Origin of the sequence: Mucilaginibacter sp. UYCu711 (assembly GCF_050433825.1) — a bacterium.
Lineage (GTDB): Bacteria > Bacteroidota > Bacteroidia > Sphingobacteriales > Sphingobacteriaceae > Mucilaginibacter.
The window spans coordinates 109523-130667 of the sequence record NZ_JBNPWM010000006.1 but is presented as its reverse complement, the minus strand read 5'-3'; the positions used below and the strand labels follow the sequence as shown (position 1 = coordinate 130667).

At 42.0% G+C, this 21145-nt stretch carries 18 protein-coding genes; 10 read left to right on the top strand and 8 right to left on the bottom strand.

Features of this window, described 5'->3' with window-relative positions; genetic code table 11:
• Positions 1-33: 33 nt before the first annotated feature.
• Positions 34-1932 carry an OmpA family protein gene (locus ABIB50_RS14055; RefSeq protein ID WP_429380463.1) on the top strand — a complete coding sequence of 633 codons (1899 nt, stop codon included), beginning with the start codon at positions 34-36 and terminating at the stop codon, positions 1930-1932.
• Here the strand turns inward: ABIB50_RS14055 and ABIB50_RS14050 are convergent, their stop codons facing one another.
• Positions 1933-4362, bottom strand: a complete 2430-nt coding sequence (locus ABIB50_RS14050) for a hypothetical protein (RefSeq protein ID WP_429380461.1) — start codon at positions 4360-4362, stop codon at positions 1933-1935. It lies immediately after the preceding gene.
• A gap of 85 nt (positions 4363-4447) precedes the next feature.
• Positions 4448-6640 (bottom strand): DNA helicase RecQ, encoded by a 2193-nt coding sequence (gene recQ, locus ABIB50_RS14045; RefSeq protein WP_429381004.1) that lies wholly within the window; start codon positions 6638-6640, stop codon positions 4448-4450.
• A gap of 247 nt (positions 6641-6887) precedes the next feature.
• On the opposite strand from recQ, the gene ABIB50_RS14040 reads away from it, so the two are divergent.
• Positions 6888-7973 (top strand): mannose-1-phosphate guanylyltransferase, encoded by a 1086-nt coding sequence (locus tag ABIB50_RS14040; RefSeq protein ID WP_429380459.1) that lies wholly within the window; start codon positions 6888-6890, stop codon positions 7971-7973.
• Between the two features lie 168 nt (positions 7974-8141).
• Positions 8142-8546 (top strand): DUF1761 domain-containing protein, encoded by a 405-nt coding sequence (locus ABIB50_RS14035; protein ID WP_429380457.1) that lies wholly within the window; start codon positions 8142-8144, stop codon positions 8544-8546.
• Between the two features lie 42 nt (positions 8547-8588).
• Here ABIB50_RS14035 and ABIB50_RS14030 read toward each other — a convergent pair whose 3' ends face one another.
• Together ABIB50_RS14030 and rlmB are read right to left on the bottom strand one after the other, a co-directional pair.
• Positions 8589-8963 carry a DUF1801 domain-containing protein gene (locus ABIB50_RS14030; protein WP_429380455.1) on the bottom strand — a complete coding sequence of 125 codons (375 nt, stop codon included), beginning with the start codon at positions 8961-8963 and terminating at the stop codon, positions 8589-8591.
• Between the two features lie 41 nt (positions 8964-9004).
• Positions 9005-9772 carry a 23S rRNA (guanosine(2251)-2'-O)-methyltransferase RlmB gene (gene rlmB, locus ABIB50_RS14025; RefSeq protein ID WP_429380453.1) on the bottom strand — a complete coding sequence of 256 codons (768 nt, stop codon included), beginning with the start codon at positions 9770-9772 and terminating at the stop codon, positions 9005-9007.
• A 278-nt stretch (positions 9773-10050) separates the two neighbouring features.
• Between rlmB and dnaB the strand changes: the two genes are divergently transcribed.
• A complete protein-coding gene (gene dnaB / locus ABIB50_RS14020; protein ID WP_429380451.1) occupies positions 10051-11610 on the top strand; it encodes a replicative DNA helicase in 1560 nt (519 codons plus the stop codon).
• A gap of 92 nt (positions 11611-11702) precedes the next feature.
• Here the strand turns inward: dnaB and chrA are convergent, their stop codons facing one another.
• Both chrA and ABIB50_RS14010 read right to left on the bottom strand, forming a co-directional pair.
• Positions 11703-12902, bottom strand: a complete 1200-nt coding sequence (chrA, locus tag ABIB50_RS14015) for a chromate efflux transporter (protein WP_429380449.1) — start codon at positions 12900-12902, stop codon at positions 11703-11705.
• A gap of 96 nt (positions 12903-12998) precedes the next feature.
• On the bottom strand, positions 12999-13337 hold the full coding sequence (locus tag ABIB50_RS14010) for a tetratricopeptide repeat protein (RefSeq protein WP_429380447.1): 339 nt from the start codon (positions 13335-13337) through the stop codon (positions 12999-13001).
• A 46-nt stretch (positions 13338-13383) separates the two neighbouring features.
• Between ABIB50_RS14010 and ABIB50_RS14005 the strand changes: the two genes are divergently transcribed.
• The 6 genes from ABIB50_RS14005 (at position 13384) to ABIB50_RS13980 (ending at position 18779) form a co-directional block, all read left to right on the top strand.
• Positions 13384-14121, top strand: a complete 738-nt coding sequence (locus ABIB50_RS14005) for an electron transfer flavoprotein subunit beta/FixA family protein (protein WP_429380445.1) — start codon at positions 13384-13386, stop codon at positions 14119-14121.
• 17 nt (positions 14122-14138) lie between these two features.
• Positions 14139-15116 carry an electron transfer flavoprotein subunit alpha/FixB family protein gene (locus ABIB50_RS14000; protein ID WP_429380443.1) on the top strand — a complete coding sequence of 326 codons (978 nt, stop codon included), beginning with the start codon at positions 14139-14141 and terminating at the stop codon, positions 15114-15116.
• 24 nt (positions 15117-15140) lie between these two features.
• A complete protein-coding gene (locus tag ABIB50_RS13995) occupies positions 15141-15743 on the top strand; it encodes a bifunctional nuclease domain-containing protein (protein WP_429380441.1) in 603 nt (200 codons plus the stop codon).
• 24 nt (positions 15744-15767) lie between these two features.
• A complete protein-coding gene (locus ABIB50_RS13990) occupies positions 15768-16286 on the top strand; it encodes a hypothetical protein (protein WP_429380439.1) in 519 nt (172 codons plus the stop codon).
• A gap of 99 nt (positions 16287-16385) precedes the next feature.
• Positions 16386-17651 (top strand): nucleoside permease, encoded by a 1266-nt coding sequence (locus tag ABIB50_RS13985; RefSeq protein WP_429380437.1) that lies wholly within the window; start codon positions 16386-16388, stop codon positions 17649-17651.
• 33 nt (positions 17652-17684) lie between these two features.
• Positions 17685-18779 (top strand): DUF3667 domain-containing protein, encoded by a 1095-nt coding sequence (locus tag ABIB50_RS13980; RefSeq protein ID WP_429380435.1) that lies wholly within the window; start codon positions 17685-17687, stop codon positions 18777-18779.
• Between the two features lie 8 nt (positions 18780-18787).
• Here the strand turns inward: ABIB50_RS13980 and ABIB50_RS13975 are convergent, their stop codons facing one another.
• Positions 18788-19360: a porin family protein gene (locus ABIB50_RS13975; RefSeq protein ID WP_429380433.1), complete on the bottom strand. Its 573-nt coding sequence runs from the start codon at positions 19358-19360 to the stop codon at positions 18788-18790.
• 100 nt (positions 19361-19460) lie between these two features.
• Entirely contained in the window at positions 19461-21089 is a 1629-nt protein-coding gene (locus ABIB50_RS13970; RefSeq protein WP_429380431.1) for an acyl-CoA carboxylase subunit beta, read from the bottom strand.
• Between the last annotated feature and the right edge of the window lie 56 nt (positions 21090-21145).

Sequence of the window (21145 nt, the reverse complement as noted above, 5' to 3'; positions counted from 1 at the left end):
TAACTTAGCGTATAAACTATTGTATCCTTAAGGATGAAAACTGTACTATTTCTTGTTTTATTTCTTTTTTCGGGTGTATTTGCCTTTGGGCAGGAACCATATTCTACCACAGATAAGGAGGCTATCAAAAATTTTGTATTAGGCAATCAGGCTATTAATGACCATGAGTATGACAAAGCCGTAGCTTTTTTACAAAAAGCCATTGATAACGATGCCAAATTCATAGAGGCCCACGCCATGCTGGGCGACATTATGCAAAAGCAACGTAACTTAAAGGGTGCTATAGTGGAATTTAGAAAAGTTATTGCTATTAATCCCGAATACAGCCGTTTGGTATATTCAAAAGTAGCTGATATGGAAGTATCAGAAGCCATGTATCCCGAGGCGCTGGCTCATTTACAAAAGTATTTAAGTATTGCGGGCATAACAGAGCAAGGCAGGGCTTACGCCCAAAAACTGGTTAAGGATTGCATCTTCGCTATGGAGGCGATAAAACACCCTATTACTTTTAAACCCATTAATATGGGCCCTAATATTAATACAGCTAATGATGAATACTCGCCGGTATCAACCGCCGATGATAAAACTATCATTTACACCCGTCAGATAGCCTTGAATGAAGATTTCTACCAAAGCAGTAAGGTAAATAATGATTGGCAAAAATCTGTTTATTTAAGCGACAGGATCAACACGCCAAATTATAATGAGGGGTCTGAATCGGTATCACAAGATGGTAAGTTTTTATTCTTTACCGGCTGCAACCGCCCGGATGGCCATGGACGCTGCGATATTTATGTGGCACAAAAAAAGGGCGAAGACTGGGGCAAACCGTTTAGCTTAAGTCCGCCGGTTAATACCGGTGGCTGGGAATCGCAGCCGTCTATCAGCGCAGACGGGCGCACGTTATTCTTCGTGAGTAACCGTAAAGGCGGATATGGTGGTTATGATATCTGGAAATCAACCCTGACAGCGAATGGCTGGGGCGAACCGGAAAACCTGGGGCCAACTGTTAATACATCCTATAACGAGCAATCGCCGTTTATTCACCCGGATGATAGTACGCTTTACTTCTGCTCAAACGGCTGGCCGGGTATGGGCGGTCAAGATCTGTTTGTAAGCCGGTTAGCTAAGGATGGCAAATGGCAGGCACCTAAAAACCTGGGCTACCCCATAAATACCAACGGCGATGAAAGCGGGCTGAGCCTTACCGCGAATGGCAGCTTTGCCTTTTTCTCGTCTAATAAACTGGATGGCTATGGTGGTTTTGATATTTACACCTTTGAACTACCGGTGGAGCTGCGACCACATATGGTAACTTATGTAAAAGGTTTTGTAAGCGATGCCAAAACACGGCAACCGCTGGAATCGGCAGTAGAGATCATAGCGCTCGACAACAACAAAGCTGTTTACCAGGATTATAGCTCGGTTGAGAAGGGAGACTTCCTGGCTACTATTGCCGCGGGCAAAAATTATGGTTTAAATATATCTAAGCCGGGATACCTGTTTTACTCCGAAAACTTCTCGTTAGCCGGGCATACATCGAGCAATCCGTTTAATATTATTGCCTTGCTGGAGCCTATAGAGGTTGGTAATAAAGTGATATTAAAGAACATCTTCTTCGATACCAATAAATACCAGCTGGAGGCGGAATCAAAATCAGAACTACAAAAATTATTAGAATTTTTAGCGCTGAACCCTACCGTACATATCGAAATATCAGGCCATACAGATAATGTGGGCAATGACGAACTGAACCAGAAGCTTTCAGAAAACCGCGCCAAATCAGTTTATGATTATTTGTTGAGTGGTAAAGTTGATCCTGCAAGGTTGATTTATAAGGGCTATGGAAAATCACAACCTATTGCAGCTAATGATACCGATGAGAACCGCGCCAAAAACCGGCGGACAGAGTTTAAGATAACGGCTAAGTAATTAATTAGGCTTTACAACATCAAATGTTTTTTCGCCGTAAGTCACGTCATCGCTGGTTGCGCCCTGAACAATTATTTTAAACCTGCCGGTGATGTCGCCTGTATAAAATGACAGTTCGGTATCCTGCCCCGATTTTACTTTAACCAGGTGGCGCCAAAACAGGGTTGACAGGTATATCGGCTCTTCCGTAGTTTTCTCAGGTATATTTTCAACATAAAACTTTTTTGGGAGATAAATACCCTTAAGCGACAACTTATTGTCTGTCGCCCCGCAGCCAAGGTAAACTGTATTTACCCCATACCTGATATAACTTCGGCCCACAACGGGTAAAACATTGTCCGACTCGTACGGGTGATTAGGACAATTAAAAATATGATACCGGCAAATATAGTCGCCACACGCATTAGCATACACCTGACGGTCGGCACGGGCCTTAATTTGCACCTCTTTTATCTGTATGGCATGTTCCGATCCGGGGATACGCAGTTTTTGCGTATCATGCTGCTCAACAAAATTAATATCATTAATTTCTACATCGTTGGCTACTTTTTTATTCAGCGCAATGTAGGGATCTGCTAATTGGATGATATATTCATTTTCCAGCGCGCCTTTTACTACATAGCTTACCATTTTATCGGGCCCGGTTACCATATCCAGGTACCTCAATTCAAAATCGCCATTATCATTAGTATTTATAGGCCGATAGGTATTGCCGAAGCTTAGCAGCGGCACCGCTTTTTTAACGGGTTTGTTTGAGTGGGTAACAACTGTTCCTTTAAAAAAAACATCTTCAACTTTTACCGTATCGGTAGGTAATACGTTTAACATATCAAGCCAGGTGTACCTGCGCCAGCCTTTTACAAGCAGTATATCTTCCAAAAATTGCTTATCAAATATGCTATTACCCAGATAATTATCTTTGGCAGGCAGGTTTAATAACTTATCTTCTAAATAAAAATAACTTTCTATATCTTTCTTTTTGGTGATATCCAACCTGTTTTGCTGTACACATGCAAATGATACCAGGGCACTATCCAATTGCTTTGTTCCGTCTAATTTAAGTTTGACGGTAACCTTTTGCCTCGGGTTATAGGTGAGCCGGTCGGTACTGATATTTAACTTTTCCCTTTTATCATAATGTGCAAAGATCAGCCTTTCGGCAAAGGGCCGCCCAAGACTGTCTACAATAGTGAGTTGCAGTAAACCCTTAGGTGCATCGTTCATTATTAATTTCACCCTGCGGTTTTCGGTGCCAATATTAACCGGGCTGGCAAAAAAAACCTGCCTGTAATCATGCCCTATTAAATACATTTTTTCGGCCTTGCCGGCCCTTACCATCACAGTTAAAGTATCATTAACTATGGCGTTGGCTATTGTTATTACCGGCCCTTTATTTATAGCTGCCGGCAACTCATACAAAGTATCTTTTTTATTCACGCCAACAAGCTTAACGTAATACTTATGTCCTGTGGTGGGTTTTAGCAGGAATCTGTTTATTCCATATTGACTGGTCGCGATATTTGCTATCGCTTTTCTATCCTCAAAAAGTATTGCTTTTACCTGTAATGCACTACCTGTAACCGTAGTTGCCTCCCACCCTATATTGCTCCTGATATTATTTACAAGGCTTCCTCCTTCGGGGTAAAACTTAACTATTGCCGGTTGCGCGGGTACAGGCAAAGCCATATTAAGATCTTTTATTTCTTTATTATAGATAAGCTTTACATGTAATTTATTATTGCCCGTGCTTAACAAGTTTGATGGGATGTTGAATATGTATTTCCCATATTCTGTTGTGGCCTTGCCCTGTAGTACGGGATGTGTGCCGTTACCCACATAGTAGCTAACCAGTACAGTTTCGGGTGGTTTTGCAAGGTCTAAGAAACTTACCAATAGCATTATTTTTTGCTGGTCGGCAGTTACTGAAGTATCTAAAGGATTTAAAGAAGCTGTAAATGTAGGCTGACTTGCAGATTTTATAGTTATACGCTGCGTAAACAGCACATTTGGCTTACCATTTAAAAGGCGGTTGGTATAAGCTATGAAGCTATAATTGCCTGCACTAACAGAATCGGGTACGGTTGTAGCGCCTAAAACAATTCCATTGCTTATAACAAATTTATCATTCAATAACACCGCATGGGTATCATCATTAACTAAAGCAATTGAAAGCGTTTTATAAACCTGGTGATTGAAAGTTTTAAATAAATACCCGGTAAACCACACCCGTTCATTGTTTGTATAGATATTTTTATCGAAATGGATGAATAACGTCGGCGACTCGTTTTTCCAACGGTTTAGTTTTAGCTTTTCGGCAATATCATCGGTTTGGAAATTTGGCTGTTGGGCGATTGCGTTAACAGAAAACAGCAATAATACAAAAACAGGAATAACCAGTTTATAATAGAAAAATGCAGGTTGAGTTTTCATGAAGATAGGGTGACAGGTTTATTGATTAAATGTAAGCAACACTTAATCAATAAAAAAGGGAAGATTTTAAATCCTCCCTTATTCGTCAGTTTCCTAACTCAGACATAAACTTTATCCGCATCAGTTGTACCTCTTCGCGGGTATAATCATCGCTGCCCAGTTCGGCCAGCGCATCGTCTATCGAGTCGACCTCGGCCGTGCGGAAGTAATCAAATACTTCTTCCTGCTTATCCTCGTCTATAACCTCGTCAATATAATAGTTAAGATTTAGCTTGGTGCCAGAGTTTACAATGGTTTCTACCTCTTTTAAAACCTCTTCATAGGTTAATCCTTTAGAGGCTGCTATATCATCCAGGTTTAAATGCCTGTCGATATTCTGGATGATGAATACTTTTAGTGCCGATTTGTTGGCGGCGCTTTTGATCACCATATCAATAGGGCGATCAATATCATTATCATCTACATATTTAGCGATGAGGTCGATGAACGGAGCGCCAAATTTCATGGCCTTGCCCGCGCCTACGCCCGAGATCTGTTTCAACTCATCCTGGGTGATAGGATAATGCGTACACATTTCCTCTAACGACGGGTCCTGGAACAATACAAACGGCGGCAAGCCTTTTTGCTTGGCTATTTTCTTGCGCAGCTCCTTCAGCATTTGCAGCAGCTCGGTATCTAATGCGCCGCCGCCTTGTTTTGGGCCATCGGCATCGTCATCATCATCCGGTGCTTCAATAACCCTGTTTAGTATAAACCTGATGCTGTGCGGATTATCTAAAAACGAATGACCCAGCTTGGTTAACCTTAATAAACCATATTGGTCAATATCTTTTGACAGGTAGTTATTCAATAATGCCTGGCGCAATAACGAGTTCCATAAAATTTCGCCATCACCTTTACCTGTACCAAAAAGTGGCAATAAATGGTGCTCGTAGTTATGGATCTGTTGCGTTTCAACACCCATCAAAATATTAATAATGTGGTGATCGTCAAACTTCTCGCCTATTTGTTTGATCAGGTTTAATGCTTTATGCAATTGCTCCTCGGCATCAAAATGTGTTTTTGGTGCGCAGCAGTTATCGCACATATTATTACAGCCGGCCTCGTTAAAGTTCTCGCCAAAGTAATGCAATAATTGCTTACGCCGGCAAACTGACGACTCGGCATAATCAATAACCTCTTTTAAGATCTGGGTGCCAATTTCGCGTTCAGAAACCGGCTTGTCCTTCATGAATTTTTGCAGCTTATCAATATCCTTTTGCGAATAGAAAGCCACACAAACACCCTCGCCGCCATCACGCCCCGATCTGCCTGTTTCCTGGTAATAACCTTCCATGCTTTTAGGCACGTCATGATGAATAACGTACCGTACATCAGGTTTATCAATACCCATACCAAAGGCTATAGTTGCCACAATAACATCCACATCTTCCATCAGGAATTTATCCTGCGTATCGGCCCGTACTTTTGGGTCGAGCCCGGCATGGTAAGGCAATGCCTTAATGCCGTTTAATGAAAGCGCTTCGGCCACTTCCTCAACCTTTTTACGGCTAAGGCAATATATGATGCCCGATTTCCCCTGGTTTTGTTTAACGTATTTTACGATCTCTTTAATCACATTTCGCTTGGCACGTACCTCATAAAAAAGATTCGACCGGTTAAATGATGATTTATAGATGGTAGCATTATTCATCTGCAGGTTTTTCTGGATATCCTGCTGTACTTTTGGCGTGGCTGTAGCGGTTAAAGCTATAATAGGGATATCATCGCCTATATTGCTGATAACCTGGCGTATCTTACGATATTCCGGCCTAAAATCATGCCCCCACTCTGATATACAATGCGCTTCATCAACTGCCACAAACGACACCTGATTCAAGCGTAAAAAATCTACGTTCTCTTGTTTTGTTAATGATTCTGGCGCAACATACAGCAATTTGGTTTTGCCGCTCAGTACATCCTCTTTAACTCTTACTATGTCTGCCTTTGTTAAAGACGAATTTAAAAAATGCGCAATACTGTCCGATCCGCCAAATGCCCTTAACTGGTCAACCTGGTTTTTCATTAAAGCAATAAGCGGCGAAATTACTATAGCAGTACCCTCGCTCATTAGCGCGGGCAATTGGTAACACATGGATTTACCACCACCTGTAGGCATAATAACGAAGGTATCGTTACCGGCTAAAATGTTGGTTATAATCGCTTCTTGCTCCCCTTTGAAATTATCGAACCCGAAAAAGTTCTGTAGGTTATCAAAAAGCGACTTCTTTGTCTCTATCATTATTTTACTGGTAGTTGTTGTGATTTAAAAGTTTAAAGTAACAAAAATTTATGAATAAACGATAGATTTACTTAAAAATTTTATACTCAAATGATTATTCGTATTAAAACAATTTGTTTATTTATTCTTTTATATGGTGTGGCATTTTAAGCTATTAATTATTTAGTATTGATTAACGATTATTTAACAGATAAATACCCACATTTGCTCCAGTTATACCAAACTATATTTCTACAATTTAACAATGAATAAAAACTATTATGCCATTATTATGGCAGGCGGTATTGGAAGCCGTTTTTGGCCAATAAGCCGCACTTCACATCCAAAACAATTTATTGACATATTAGGAACAGGCAAAACATTGATACAACAAACGTACGACCGCTTCCTGAAAGTATGCCCTAAAGAGAATATTTTTGTGGTGACCAACGAGAGTTATACTGGTTTGGTTAACGCGCAATTACCTGACATGGCCGGCAATCAGATCCTGACAGAGCCTGTAATGCGTAATACAGCCCCGTGCATAGCTTATGGCTGCTTTAAGATACAAAGTATTAACCCTGACGCCGCGATTGTTGTAGCGCCCTCTGATCACCTGATATTAGACGAGCCGGGGTTTGTTGCTACCATAGAAAAATCATTACAAACAGCTACCAAACACCAGTGCCTGGTAACTTTGGGTATAAAGCCATCAAGGCCCGATACCGGTTATGGTTATATCCAATATACCGACAATGTTATTGACAACGATTTTCATAAAGTAAAGACCTTTACCGAAAAGCCTACGCTTGAAATTGCCAAAACGTTTTTACAAAGCGGCGATTTTTTATGGAACGCGGGGATATTTATATGGTCGGCCAAAGCTATTACGAAAGCGTTTGAGCAGCACCTGCCGGACATGAACGATATTTTTGCCGAAGCACGCCCGCATTATAATACCGACGGCGAACGCACCCACGTAAACCGGGCTTACCTGCAATGCACCAATATATCTATTGATTATGGTATTATGGAAAAGGCTAACAACGTATACGTTCTGCCATCAGAATTTGGATGGTCTGATCTGGGTACCTGGGCGTCTATTTACGAGCTGGCTGATAAAGATTATGTTGGCAACGCGGTTATCCCTTCCGAAAAAGTAATCATGTACGATTCATCAAACTGCATGGTTAATGTGCCTAATGATAAACTGGTTATTTTACAGGGACTGCATGATTACATTGTAGTAGAATCAAACAACACACTATTGATCTGCCCGCGCGACCAGGAGCAAAACGTTAAAAAGGTTGTTGCTGATGTGAAGGCACAATTTGGAACCAAATATATTTAGCCCCTCCGCCCCCTAAAAGGGGTACTAAAAGCCTAAAGGCACCTTATCTATAGGGTGCCTTTTTTATTGGATATCAGTTGTTTATGATAATACTTTTATTTATCTTTATATGAACATCCTCTTTGGTACCCCCTTTAGGGGGCGGAGTGGGCTTAACCTAAAACAATTATGAACCCTGCATTAATTAACTGGCCCGCCGTATTGGTAGCGGCATTATCAGCTTTCGCGGTAGGCGGCGTATGGTACAATCCAAAAGTATTTGGTACTGCGTGGATGGTAGATAGTAAACTATCACAAGAAGAAATCCAGAAATCAAACATGGCCAAAACGTTTGGCTTTACAGCACTATTCGCCTTAATATCATCAGCCAATTTAGCGGCATTTTTAGCCGAACCCAAAACCGATCTTGCCTGGGGCGCAACGGCCGGCTTCTTAGCCGGGATCTGGACATTTAGCGCTATTGCTACACACAGCTTGTTTGAACAAAAAAGCTGGCGCCATATCTTTATAAATGGCCTATATAGTGTTGTTTCACTTACGCTGATGGGCGTAATATTGGGTGCCTGGAGATAAAAATCTTTTCTGTCATTCTTAGCGATAGCGAAGAATGACAAATTAATTTATTTTGATTTTGCCTGATCTGTACAGATCTAATGCCTGTTGAAGTAAACTTTCTATAGTTGCAACCGGCAAATCCTTACCCGGATCAAAAGTCATAGTTTTCATACGGGCGCGTTCGCCTAATATCAAGTCGGGATGATTAAGGTGTTTGCCTTCAACAAAGCCAATATAAGGTTGCAGAGTTAACTTATGCACCCATAAATAGCAAAACATTTTCCCTTTATAACAAAAAAACGGCATGCGATATTTCCACGCAGCCGTTATGTTTTCATCTTGTTTTAGTATGATACTCCTTAGCGCCAGCAAACATTCGTTTACAGGTTCGGGGTGTTGGAGATAGAAGTTGTCAAGATCGCTTACTGTCGCCATTTTTATATAACATGCTATGCAACCTAATCACTAATCTCCAATTAACTAATCACTAACCGCTGCCTTATCGCCTCATACAAAATAACCCCTGTCGCTACCGATACGTTCAACGATTCTATTTCCCCATACATAGGTATTTTAGCTAAATGGTCTGCAATGCGGATGATCTCGCTGCGTACACCGTCTTCTTCCGATCCCATGATAATAGCTGTTGGGCCGGTATAATCGGGGGTGTAAATATATTCTTTGGTCTTTTCCGTACAGCAAACCAATTGTAAGCCCGACTCCTGCAAGAATTTTATGGTTTGCATAAAGTTATCATGTCTGCACACTGGGATAATGTACAACGCCCCTGCCGAGGTTTTAATAGCATCCGGGTTGATCTGTGCCGAGCCCTTTGCCGGTACCACTATAGCATGCACCCCACTGCACTCGGCCGTACGGGCAATAGCGCCCATATTGCGCACGTCGGTGATAGAATCAAGCACTAATATCAGCGGCACCTCACCCTTCTCAAATATCTGCGGGATGATGTCTTCTATCTTCTGGTAAGTTATAGGCGATATAAAAGCAATAACCCCCTGGTGATTTTTCATCGTAATGCGGTTAAGCTTCTCCACCGGCACTTGTTGGGCCGTTAGGTTATATTCATTCAATAAAGCCCTAAGCTCGTTAAGCAGCTCACCGCCAATGCCCCGCTGTATGTATAATGATTCAATTTCTTTACCTGCCCTTATGGCTTCAATAACCGCTCGGATACCAAAAACTACCTGGTTGCTTTCGCGGGGTTCCCTGTTATTATTATACATTTATAATCAAATTAAGGCTGCAAAAATAGCCATATTAATTAACTTTGTATCAGCGGACGATAATGCTGTTTTTGAGTTATAAATTTTCGGTTCAATTAGCAAAATTATTTTATTAACAACCTTAAAATAACGACGTTTTACAGCTAAAATTTATATTTCCCAACAATCGGCTGTTAATAACAAGTGGCTAAATTTTACTATTTAGGGCGTTTTACCTTTTGTGAAAAAAAGATGTCAACGGTGGATAAATACGCCAAAAATTAGTATATTTTTGAACAATGACTTTTGAGAACGATAACACCAATTACAAGCCGAATACAAACGACAAACGTAGCCGGATCACTAACCCTACCCCCTACACCGGGTTGGGCAAATTACCCCCACAAGCAACCGACTTAGAGGAAGCTGTACTGGGTGCATTAATGCTGGAGAAAGATGCACTTTCATCGGTTATTGATATTTTAAAACCCGAAGTTTTTTACCGGGATAATCACCAGAAAATATTTAAAGCGATACAGTACCTGTTTGAAAAAACATCACCGGTTGATATACTGACTGTTACCTCGCAACTGCGCAGCCAGGGCGAACTGGAAATGATAGGCGGTGCTTATTATATAACAGAGTTAACCAATCGTGTGGCATCGGCGGCGAACATTGAGTTCCACGCTCGTATCATTATTCAAAAATTCATTCAGCGCGAGCTGATCAGGATCTCGACAGAGATCATTAACAGCGCTTACGAAGACACTACCGATGTTTTGGACCTGTTGGATAAAGCAGAGAAGAACCTGTTTGATATCGCCCAAAATAACCTCCGCCGCGACTCGCGTAAGATGGATGATTTGTTGCACGAGACCTTAAAAGAAATTGAAGCATTAAAAGATAAAAAAGATGGACTAACCGGTGTGGCATCAGGGTTTACGGATCTTGACCGCATGACCTCGGGCTGGCAAAAATCCGATCTGGTAATTATAGCCGCCCGCCCTGCAATGGGTAAAACGGCTTTCGTATTAACCTGCGCACGTAACGCCGCGGTTGATTTTGAAAAGCCGGTAGTCGTATTCTCGTTAGAGATGTCCTCTGTTCAGTTAGTTAATCGTCTGATATCCGGTGAAACTGAAATAGAGCAGGAAAAGATCCGTAAAGGGACTTTAGAAGAATGGGAATGGCAACAGATCCACTCTAAAATTGGCCGCCTGGAAGCCGCGCCGTTAATTATAGACGACACTCCTGCCCTAAATATATTCGAGTTTCGCGCTAAATGCCGACGCCTAAAATCGCAGCATGATATCCAGCTGATCATCATTGACTACTTGCAGTTAATGCAAGGTAAATCGGCAGATGGTAAAGGTGGCGGTAACCGCGAGCAGGAAATTGGTAGTATATCGCGTGCCTTAAAATCGGTAGCTAAAGAATTAAATGTGCCGGTAATAGCCCTGTCGCAGTTAAGCCGTGCGGTTGAGAGCCGTCCGGGCGCATCCAAAAGGCCAATGCTATCGGATTTGCGTGAGTCAGGCTCTATTGAGCAGGATGCGGATATGGTACTGTTCCTTTATCGTCCTGAATATTATGGCCTGGATGTGGATGAGGACAACAACCCAACCAAAGGCGTTGGCGAGATTATTATAGCCAAACACCGTAACGGTGAAACCGGGACTGTCCGCTTGAAATTCGTAGGTAAATATGTTAAGTTTACAGATTTAGATACCAGCGATAATTTCCCTACTTCCGGGGCCGCATTTACCGGCCTTAACCCATCGCAGGATTTTGATAAGCCAAGCAACTTTATTATCCGCCCGTCAAGAATGGATGACATGGATGATGAGCCGCCGTTTTAGCCCCCCCCGCCTCCTAAAGGGGGAGTTTTTTGAGTAGCAAAACCTGTTACTCATTTGTTGCATTATTGTTCCCCCTTTAGGGGGTCAGGGGGCTAAAACACCAACCCCAACACCACCCCGATAACTATAACTATCGGGGTTTTTATTTTGGTGAATTGCAGCAGCAGGAACGTGGCTATCATTATTAAATAAGCCAGCCAGTTTAACCCAAATGGGCGGGTAAGTAATATCAACGCTGTCGCCATAAAACCTACGGCTACGGCGTTGATACCGCTTAATGAGTTTTTTATGCGGGTTATTTTTTTCAGATCATCCCAAAACGGAACAATAAAAAGGATCAATATCATCCCCGGCAGGTTAATACCTATTACAGCAATGGTGCTCCCTAATATCTCACCCGCTATGCCATAACCTTTGTTGCCTAAGGTTAATCCTCCTACAAAAGAAGTGAAGGAAAAAGTCGGGCCGGGCAGGGCTTGCTGCAGGGCATAGCCAGATAGGAATTCGGCGCTGGTTAGGTAGTGCTTTACTTCAACAAACTCGGTATACATCAGTGGCACCAGCACTTGTCCCCCACCAAATATCAGGATCCCGTTACGGTAAAAATTCTCGAACAAGCGGATAGGTAAACTAAAAGGCGATGTCTGGTTGATCAATGCTCCCAATGCCGCAAAAGCCAATAATATCCCAATAAAATAAGCCACCTTGTTAGGATTTACATTGGCAAACAGCTTTGTTCGCAATTCGTTTTCCTGCGGCTGGGTTTCTAATGCAGATGAGATGATACCACCAATTAAGATCAGTATCGGGAAAGCATAAGCATTTTGCAGGATAAGGGTGACTATTAATGAACCAATGGCCAGCATAGTGCTAACCTTTGTCTTTAAAAATTTATTGGCGAAAGTATAAGTGGCATAAGCCACAATGCCTACCGCCATTGGCTGGATAAAACGCAATACGCCTGCTACTTTACCATGATCGGCAAACAGTTTATAGCTTATGGCCGCCAAGCACATAATAGCGGCTGATGGTAAGATCCATATCAGGAAAGTAATTATAGCCAGCCAGGTGCCACCCACTTTCCAGGCTATACCCACCAGGGTTTGGGTGGATGACGGTCCGGGTAAAACCTGCGCCAGGGCATTTAGCTCCATCAGCTCTTCTTCGGTAATGTACTTTCGTTTCTGTACAAACTCGCGCAGCATAATGGCAATATGCCCCTGCGGGCCGCCAAATGCGCTAAGTGTATACAGAAAGGCATCACCTAAAAAAAGGAGCTGGCGTTTTTTCATAAGTACACGGCCCCCTCTAAATCTCCCCCGGTAGGGGAGACTTTTAAAAAATATCTATTTAATAAGCCCTCCCTACCGGGGAGGGTTGGGTGGGGCTTAATAATCATCGTCATCATCATAACCAATAGCCTCGCGATACACCGCCTGCAACTCACTAAAAGCATGATTATCGCGCTTGGCTTTGGTAATTTCCATGCCTTTTTCGTAGATTTTTACGGCATCGTCCTTTCGGTTAAGCGCTTCGTAAAGCTTGCCCAAATGGTAATAGGTGCCCGAGTATTGCGGGTGGTTATTCACCAGGTCCTCATAATATTCTAAAGCCTTATCCACCTGATTTAAACGGAGATACTCTGTCGCCAGCGCATATTTTAAAAATTCATCATTAGGTTCGTTTTTTATAAATTCCAGCAGTTTCTCTAATCTGTTTATCTCCATTTTTATACGCTATGTTTTTTAACTAAATTTGTAAAAACCTATTTCTATGAAAGTATTGGTATGTATAAGTAACGTTCCCGACACCACCACAAAAATAACTTTTACTGATAACAACACGCAATTTAATACCAACGGCGTGCAATTCATTTTAAACCCTTACGACGAAATAGCGCTTGCACGTGCTATCGAGTTAACCGAGGGCGATGGTGGTACAGTAACTGTAATAAACGTAGGCGATACCGGCACCGAAGCTACCATACGCAAAGCTTTGGCCATTGGCGCTACCGACGCGGTACGCATAAATGCCAAACCGCATGATGCCTGGTATGTTGCCTACCAAATTGCACAGTATGTTAAAACTAATCCGTTCGACCTGATATTAACCGGGCGGGAGTCTATAGATTATAACGGATCGAAAGTTGCCGGTATGTTGGGCGAACTATTGGATCTGCCATCTGTATCCATCATCAAAAAACTGGATATTGAAGGTGATAAAGCCACGGTTGAGCGCGAAATTGAAGGCGGTAAAGAATTATTAACTATCCCCCTGCCTTTTGTAGCCGGCGCTGCCGAGGGTGTCGCCGAACCTAAGATCCCTAATATGCGCGGCATTATGTCGGCACGAACAAAGCCTTTGGTTGTAGTTGAGCCTGTTGAGGTGAAAACAAATTCAGAGATTATTAGTTATGAAACACCGGCCCCACGCGGTCAGGTAAAACTGGTTGCTGCCGACGAGGCTGCCAAACTAATTGAATTGCTGCATACCGAAGCGAAGGTTATATAATTACTAATAAATAAACTATGTCAGTTTTAATATATGCGGAAAACGCTGATGGCAAATTCAAAAAATCAACTTTTGAAGCCGTAAGCTATGCCCGCACCATTGCCGATCAAAATAATTCTACGCTTACCGCCATTTCTATTGGCGATGTTAGTACCGGTGACTTGAATAATCTTGCAAAATACGGTGCCGATAAAATATTAAATGTAGCCAACGCGCAGTTAAAGAACTTTGTTAACCAGGCCTACGCAACTGTTATAGCCGAGGCCGCAAAAAAAGAAGGTGCTGATGTTGTTGTGCTATCCAATTCGTTTTCGGGCAGAGGATTGGCACCCCGTTTAGGTGTTAAGTTGGATGCAGGTGTGGTTGATGGCGCGGTAGCCCTGCCTGAACAAAGCGGTAGTAATTTCACTGTTAAAAAAACAGCTTTTTCAGGAAAAGCTTTTGCAACAGTACAGTTAACATCAGCCATTAAAGTTATCGCGCTTATACCAAACTCCTACAAGATAGTTGAGGATGCGAAACCCACAAAAGTTGAAGACTTTAGTGTAGCAACAAAACCGTCGGATTTTAAGGCGATGCTGAAAGAGATCGTACGGTCGACAGATAAAGTATCATTACCTGATGCAGAGATAGTTGTATCGGGTGGGCGTGGCTTAAAAGGGCCCGAAAATTGGGGCATGATCGAAGAACTTGCCGACCTGTTAGGCGCCGCTACAGCTTGCTCAAAACCGGTATCAGACGCCGGCTGGAGGCCACATAGCGAACATGTTGGACAAACCGGTATAGCTGTCAGTCCAAATTTGTATATTGCAATAGGAATTTCAGGGGCTATACAGCATTTGGCAGGTATAAGCTCATCAAAAGTAATTGTGGTTATCAACAAAGATGCAGAGGCCCCATTTTTTAAAGTGGCCGATTACGGTATAGTTGGTGATGCCTTTGAAGTGGTACCAAAATTAATAACAGCTATTAAAGAACATAAAGCCTTGGCATAAGCATAGGTAGCGATGGGTAATAACATGAAAAAAATAAAGCTTGACATTGTTGGCTTATCTTACAGCCAAACGCAGTCGGGCGCGTATGCATTGGTTTTGGGCGAAGTAAGCGGCCGCCGCAGGCTACCTATTATTATAGGTAGTTTTGAGGCCCAGGCTATTGCCATTGAAATTGAAAAAATGACCCCAAGCAGGCCACTAACGCATGACTTGTTTAAGAGTTTTGCCGAAGCCTATCATATAATGGTACAGGAGGTTGTAATTTACAACCTTGTTGATGGCATCTTTTATTCAAAGCTGATATGCAGCGATGGTAAGAAAGTAATGGAGATAGATGCCCGCACATCCGACGCTATTGCGATAGCAGTAAGGTTTGAATGCCCTATTTTTACGTACGAGTTTATCCTTTCGAGCGCGGGTATTGTAATTGAAGGCAACGATTTTGTTTACCTTGAAAATATTACAGAAACTCCCGAAGAAATAACACCCGTTACATCAGCAACCACAGGCTTTGCTGCTTTAAGCACAGAAGAATTAAAGACCAAGCTGCAGGAGGCCCTTGCCGAAGAATCATACGAAAAAGCGGCCAAGATCCGCGATGAGTTAAACAGGCGAAAAGAATCATAAAAGCAATCCTATACGTTTATAAAGATGGATATAAAAAAAATCGCTCTGATTTTCTTTGCATTTGTTTGTATTGCTGCTTGTAAATCCTCCGATAAAAACAAATCGGTTTGGACAAAAGAGTACGAGAACAAGTTATATAAGCAAATTGACGATGCCGCAAAACCAAGAATTCCTGATGAAAACAAGCGATCAGAATTAGTGGTATATACCCTTAAACGTTTAAAACAGGCATTACCAAACGGTTTAGAATCCGTATCAAATGATAGCCTTCAAACTATAAGCGCTAAAATTGGGGCTGACTATAGCTCTACGCACAAGTACGCAGCTATCGGTGTCAGGTCTTTTATTAAATGGACACCTAAGGTTCAACAGGCTATCAAGGAATATATTTTAAGAGATAAGCCAAAAGATGGTAATAAACTTTACGGTTGTGTCATCTTAAAAATTAAAAAGGCTTATCCCGACTCATTAGTGGTTCCTTTCGATCGCGATTTGATTGTTAACTACACCAAAGAGTGTGATTCTACAGCAACTAATCATTGATCTCTAATTAACTAATCGCTCCCCTTTCCATTTCCCATAAAATTCATTACTTTCAGACTTTAATTTTTAACTGATCGTAACTGATTTTAACCCCGCTATATGAATATTAAGTTTCGCCTGATATTGATGAATTTTATGCAATTTTTTATATGGGGGGCGTGGCTGCTTACCATAGGTGCATATTGGTTTCAAAACAAGCATTGGTCGGGCGCACAATTTGGTGTTATATTCTCCACCATGGGCATTTCGGCTATTTTTATGCCAGCCATTACCGGTATCATCTCAGACAAATTTATTAATGCCGAAAAGTTATATGGCACCATGCATATCCTGGGTGCTTGTGTGCTGTTTTCACTACCCCTGGTAACTAATCCTACCACATTTTTTTGGGTGATGTTGTTGAATATGATATTCTATATGCCAACGCTATCCTTATCTATAACTGTTGCTTATTCGGCATTAAAAAACAGCAATATTGATATCGTTAAAGAGTACCCCCCTATTCGTATCTGGGGCACTATTGGCTTTATTGTAGCTTTGTGGGCCGTTAGCCTAACCCATAACGAAACATCGTCTAACCAATTCTATATCGCATCAGCAGTGTCACTTGCATTAGGAATCTATTCCTTTACCTTACCAAAATGCCCGCCGCTATTAAACAAGGTTGATAATAAAACCTTTGCCAGCTCATTAGGGTTAAATGCTTTCGCTTTATTTAAGAGCCCAAAGTTTGCCATATTTTTTGCATTCTCTTTACTATTAGGGGCTGCCCTGCAACTTACCAACGCTTATGGCGATACTTATATCCACGATTTTAAAAACGTCCCTGCTTATTCAGATACTATAGCTGTAAAATACCCAGCAATTATAATGTCGATATCACAGATCTCTGAAACGCTTTTTATCCTCGCTATTCCGTTCTTCCTGCGCAGGTTTGGTATAAAGTACGTAATGCTGTTTAGCATGCTGGCATGGGTACTGCGTTTTGGTTTATTTGCATTTGGTAACCCAGCTGATGGTTTATGGATGATTGTACTGTCATGTATCGTGTATGGCATGGCGTTTGATTTCTTTAATATATCAGGTTCGTTATTTGTGGAAACACAAACCACGCCCGAAATAAGGGGCAGCGCGCAAGGTTTATTTATGATGATGGTTAACGGCTTCGGCGCTTTATTTGGTAGCTTTGCAAGCGGCGTTATCATTGATAAGTTTTTTACCATGAGCGATCAAAGTAAAGACTGGCACGGCATCTGGCTTTGTTTTGCCGTTTATGCTTTGGTTATTGCCGTTATTTTTCCGTTTGTATTTAGATATAAACATAATGCAGCGTTGGAACGCGCCATACAAAACGTACAACATTAATATTTTTTGAATCGACCTACGTTTCATTAACTGATGAAAAAACATTATCGCAAAGAAAACAACTGTGCCAACTGCGGAACAGACCTACAGGGTAAATTTTGCCATGCTTGCGGGCAGGAGAACCTGGAGCTGAAGGAAAACTTTGGCCACATGATGAACCATGCTATAAGCGACTATTTTCATTTTGACCACCAGTTTTTTCATACACTTAAACCACTTTTATTTAAACCGGGCAAACTCACTAATGAGTATATGGCCGGTAAGCGGGTACAATATCTGCACCCTGTAAAAATGTATATCTTTATTAGTCTGGTATACTTTTTATTGCTGTTTCAAAGCGGTTTTGAGCCAATAAAAGTGAACCAAACGCATACTGGCAAACCAACTAAGAAAGAGCTTGCAGCCAGTGCCAAAGAGTTAGATAAAGTACTTAAAGACCCTAATGTCCCTGACGTTGCTAAAAAGGTGATTGTCAAGGGGAAAGCGAAGCTCGATACTTCAGACAAAGGGATCATTAAAATTACGGAGCGTGACAAGGATATCGACATTGATGATTCGGGAGTAAACGGTAAAATTGCGCGCCTGCCTGGTGCAAGCCGTGATTCTACTTATGAGGCTTACCTGGCCAAACAGCAAAAATTATCGGCGGACGAACGCGATGGCTTTTTAATGAGGATATATAATAAAAAAGCCTTTCACTACCAGGAAAAATACGGCGAACGGGCTAAAGAAGTTTTTTTTGATGAGATAAAACACAACATCCCCAAAATGATGTTTTTACTACTGCCATTGTGCGCTATTATTTTCAGAGTTACTTTTTGGCGCAACAAAAAGTTTTATGTTGAGCACCTGATCTTTACCTTTCACCTTCACTGCTTTATTTTCCTTTACCTGGCTATTATTATGATCTTGCAGATGGTAATACCCAAACCCTGGGGATTAGAAGGATGGTTAAGCTTTGCAGGATTTTTAGGCATCAATTGGTACATATACCGCGCGCTCCGCGTGTTTTATAACCGCAGCCGCTGGCGCACGATAAGTAAAATGTCAGGTGCAAGTTTTATGTACCTGCTGATGTTTACTGTTTGTATAACTATCGTATCTGTACTAACAGCCCTTGTAATATAGCGCGGCAGTTAAAATAATTTATAAGCTAACGACAGGTTAAACAGGTTAATTTTGGTTGAACCTGTACCGTAACTTTGTTTGCTTAAACCAGCCTCATAACGTAAGTCGACAGATAAGCTACGGATATCAATACCGGTACCAACCTGCCACGCATAATTTTGGTTACTATAATTTAAAGAAGTTATATTACCTGCTGCCGAGTCATAATTTTGATCTTTATTAATTGCGAACGATACCAAAGGGCCGGTATAAAACCTGGCACCAAAACCAAATGCGCCAATTTTGCCACCTACCAATAATGGTACATCAACACTGGTGAATTTACGTTCAAAACCATCCACAGTAACGTTTTTACCGGTAACATACACTTCGGGTTGGAAGTTAAAACCCAAAGCGCCAAACCTTGCCCAAATCCCGCCAAGATAGCCCGCATTATTACTGCTGGCAAACGTGCCACTTTTTGAAATGCTGGTTAAATTCGTCCCTCCTTTTATACCAAACTGGAAGCTTGGGATAATCTGGGCTTTGGTTATAGCTATGGTTGCGATACAAATTGTTAAGGTAAGTATTAGTTTTTTCATGTTTTTGGGTTTATAGTGTGTAAAAATAGAAAATTTCTTTGTTGTAGATATCTGGTTTTGTCAACAGCAGAATTACTCCCCCCTTTTCTTTTTTGGGGGCTTATGTCTGTATCACTCCCACATTAAACGCTTTCTCTATTGGCGCATGATTTGCTGCTTCAATACCCATTGATATAATAGTGCGTGTCTCCAGCGGATCAACAATACCGTCAACCCAAAGGCGGGCAGCTGCATAGTATGGTGTGGTTTGGGCGTTATATCTGTCGGTTGTCGCCTTTAACAGTTCGGCTTCTTTCTGTTCGTCAACATCCTCGCCCCGGGCTTTCATTCCGGCTGCCTGCATTTGCACCAATGTTTTAGCAGCCTGCGATGCACCCATTACCGCTATTTTGGCCGACGGCCAGGCATAGATCAAACGGGGATCATACGCCTTACCGCACATGGCATAATTGCCCGCGCCGTACGAATTACCTAGTATAAACGTAAACTTAGGTACTACCGAATTGGATACCGCGTTAACCATTTTGGCACCATCTTTTATAATCCCGCCCTGCTCAGACCGGCTACCGACCATAAAGCCGGTTACATCCTGCAAAAACACCAGCGGTATTTTCTTTTGATTGCAATTCATGATAAAACGGGTTGCTTTGTCTGCCGAATCAGAATAGATCACGCCGCCAAACTGCATCTCGCCTTTTTTTGATTTGATGACCTTACGCTGGTTGGCTACAATACCAACCGCCCACCCATCAACCCTGCCTAACCCGCAAATGATGGATTGCCCGTAACCCTCTTTATATTCCTCAAATTCTGAATTATCCAGCAGGCGTAAAACTATCTCACGCATATCGTAGGCCTTCTCCCGGTTATCAGGTAATATGCCATAGATATCCTTCATATCCAACTTCGGAGTACCAGGTTTTATGCGGTCAAATCCTGCTTTGGTATAATCGCCGATCATGCTCATTATTTTTCGGATAGAATCAAGCGCAGCTTTATCATTGGGCTGCTTATAATCGGTAACGCCTGATATTTCACAATGCGTGGTAGCGCCACCTAAAGTTTCATTATCAATCTCCTCGCCTATGGCAGATTTTACCAGAAATGATCCCGCAAGGAAAACTGAGCCTGTACCTTCAACTATCATGGCCTCGTCGCTCATAATTGGCAGGTATGCTCCACCGGCAACACATGAACCCATAATGGCCGAGATCTGGATAATACCCATACTACTCATTAAAGCATTGTTGCGGAATATGCGGCCAAAGTGTTCTTTATCCGGGAAGATCTCATCCTGCAAAGGCAAATAAACGCCGGCCGAATCAACCAGATAAATAATAGGCAGCCTGTTCTCCATGGCTATCTCCTGCGCACGCAAGTTCTTTTTAGCAGTTATCGGGAACCACGCTCCTGCTTTAACAGTGGCATCATTGGCCACAATAACACATTGCCTGCCGGATACGTAACCAATACCGGTTATAACTCCACCTGATGGGCAACCGCCATGCTCCTGGTACATACCTTCGCCTACAAAAGCGCCTACTTCAAGCCAATGGCTATCTTTATCAATCAGGTAGGCCACCCGTTCGCGGGCCAGCATCTTGCCTTTTTCTTTTTGTTTGGCCGCGGCTTTTTCGCCGCCCCCCTGGTATATTTTTTTAAGCCGTGTTGTTACATCAAACGCCAGCTGCTTGTTAATATCTTCGTTTTTATTGAATTCGATATCCATAAATAGGTTTATTCAGAAAAATACAATTTAGGTAAAAAACGATTGGTTGGCTTTTT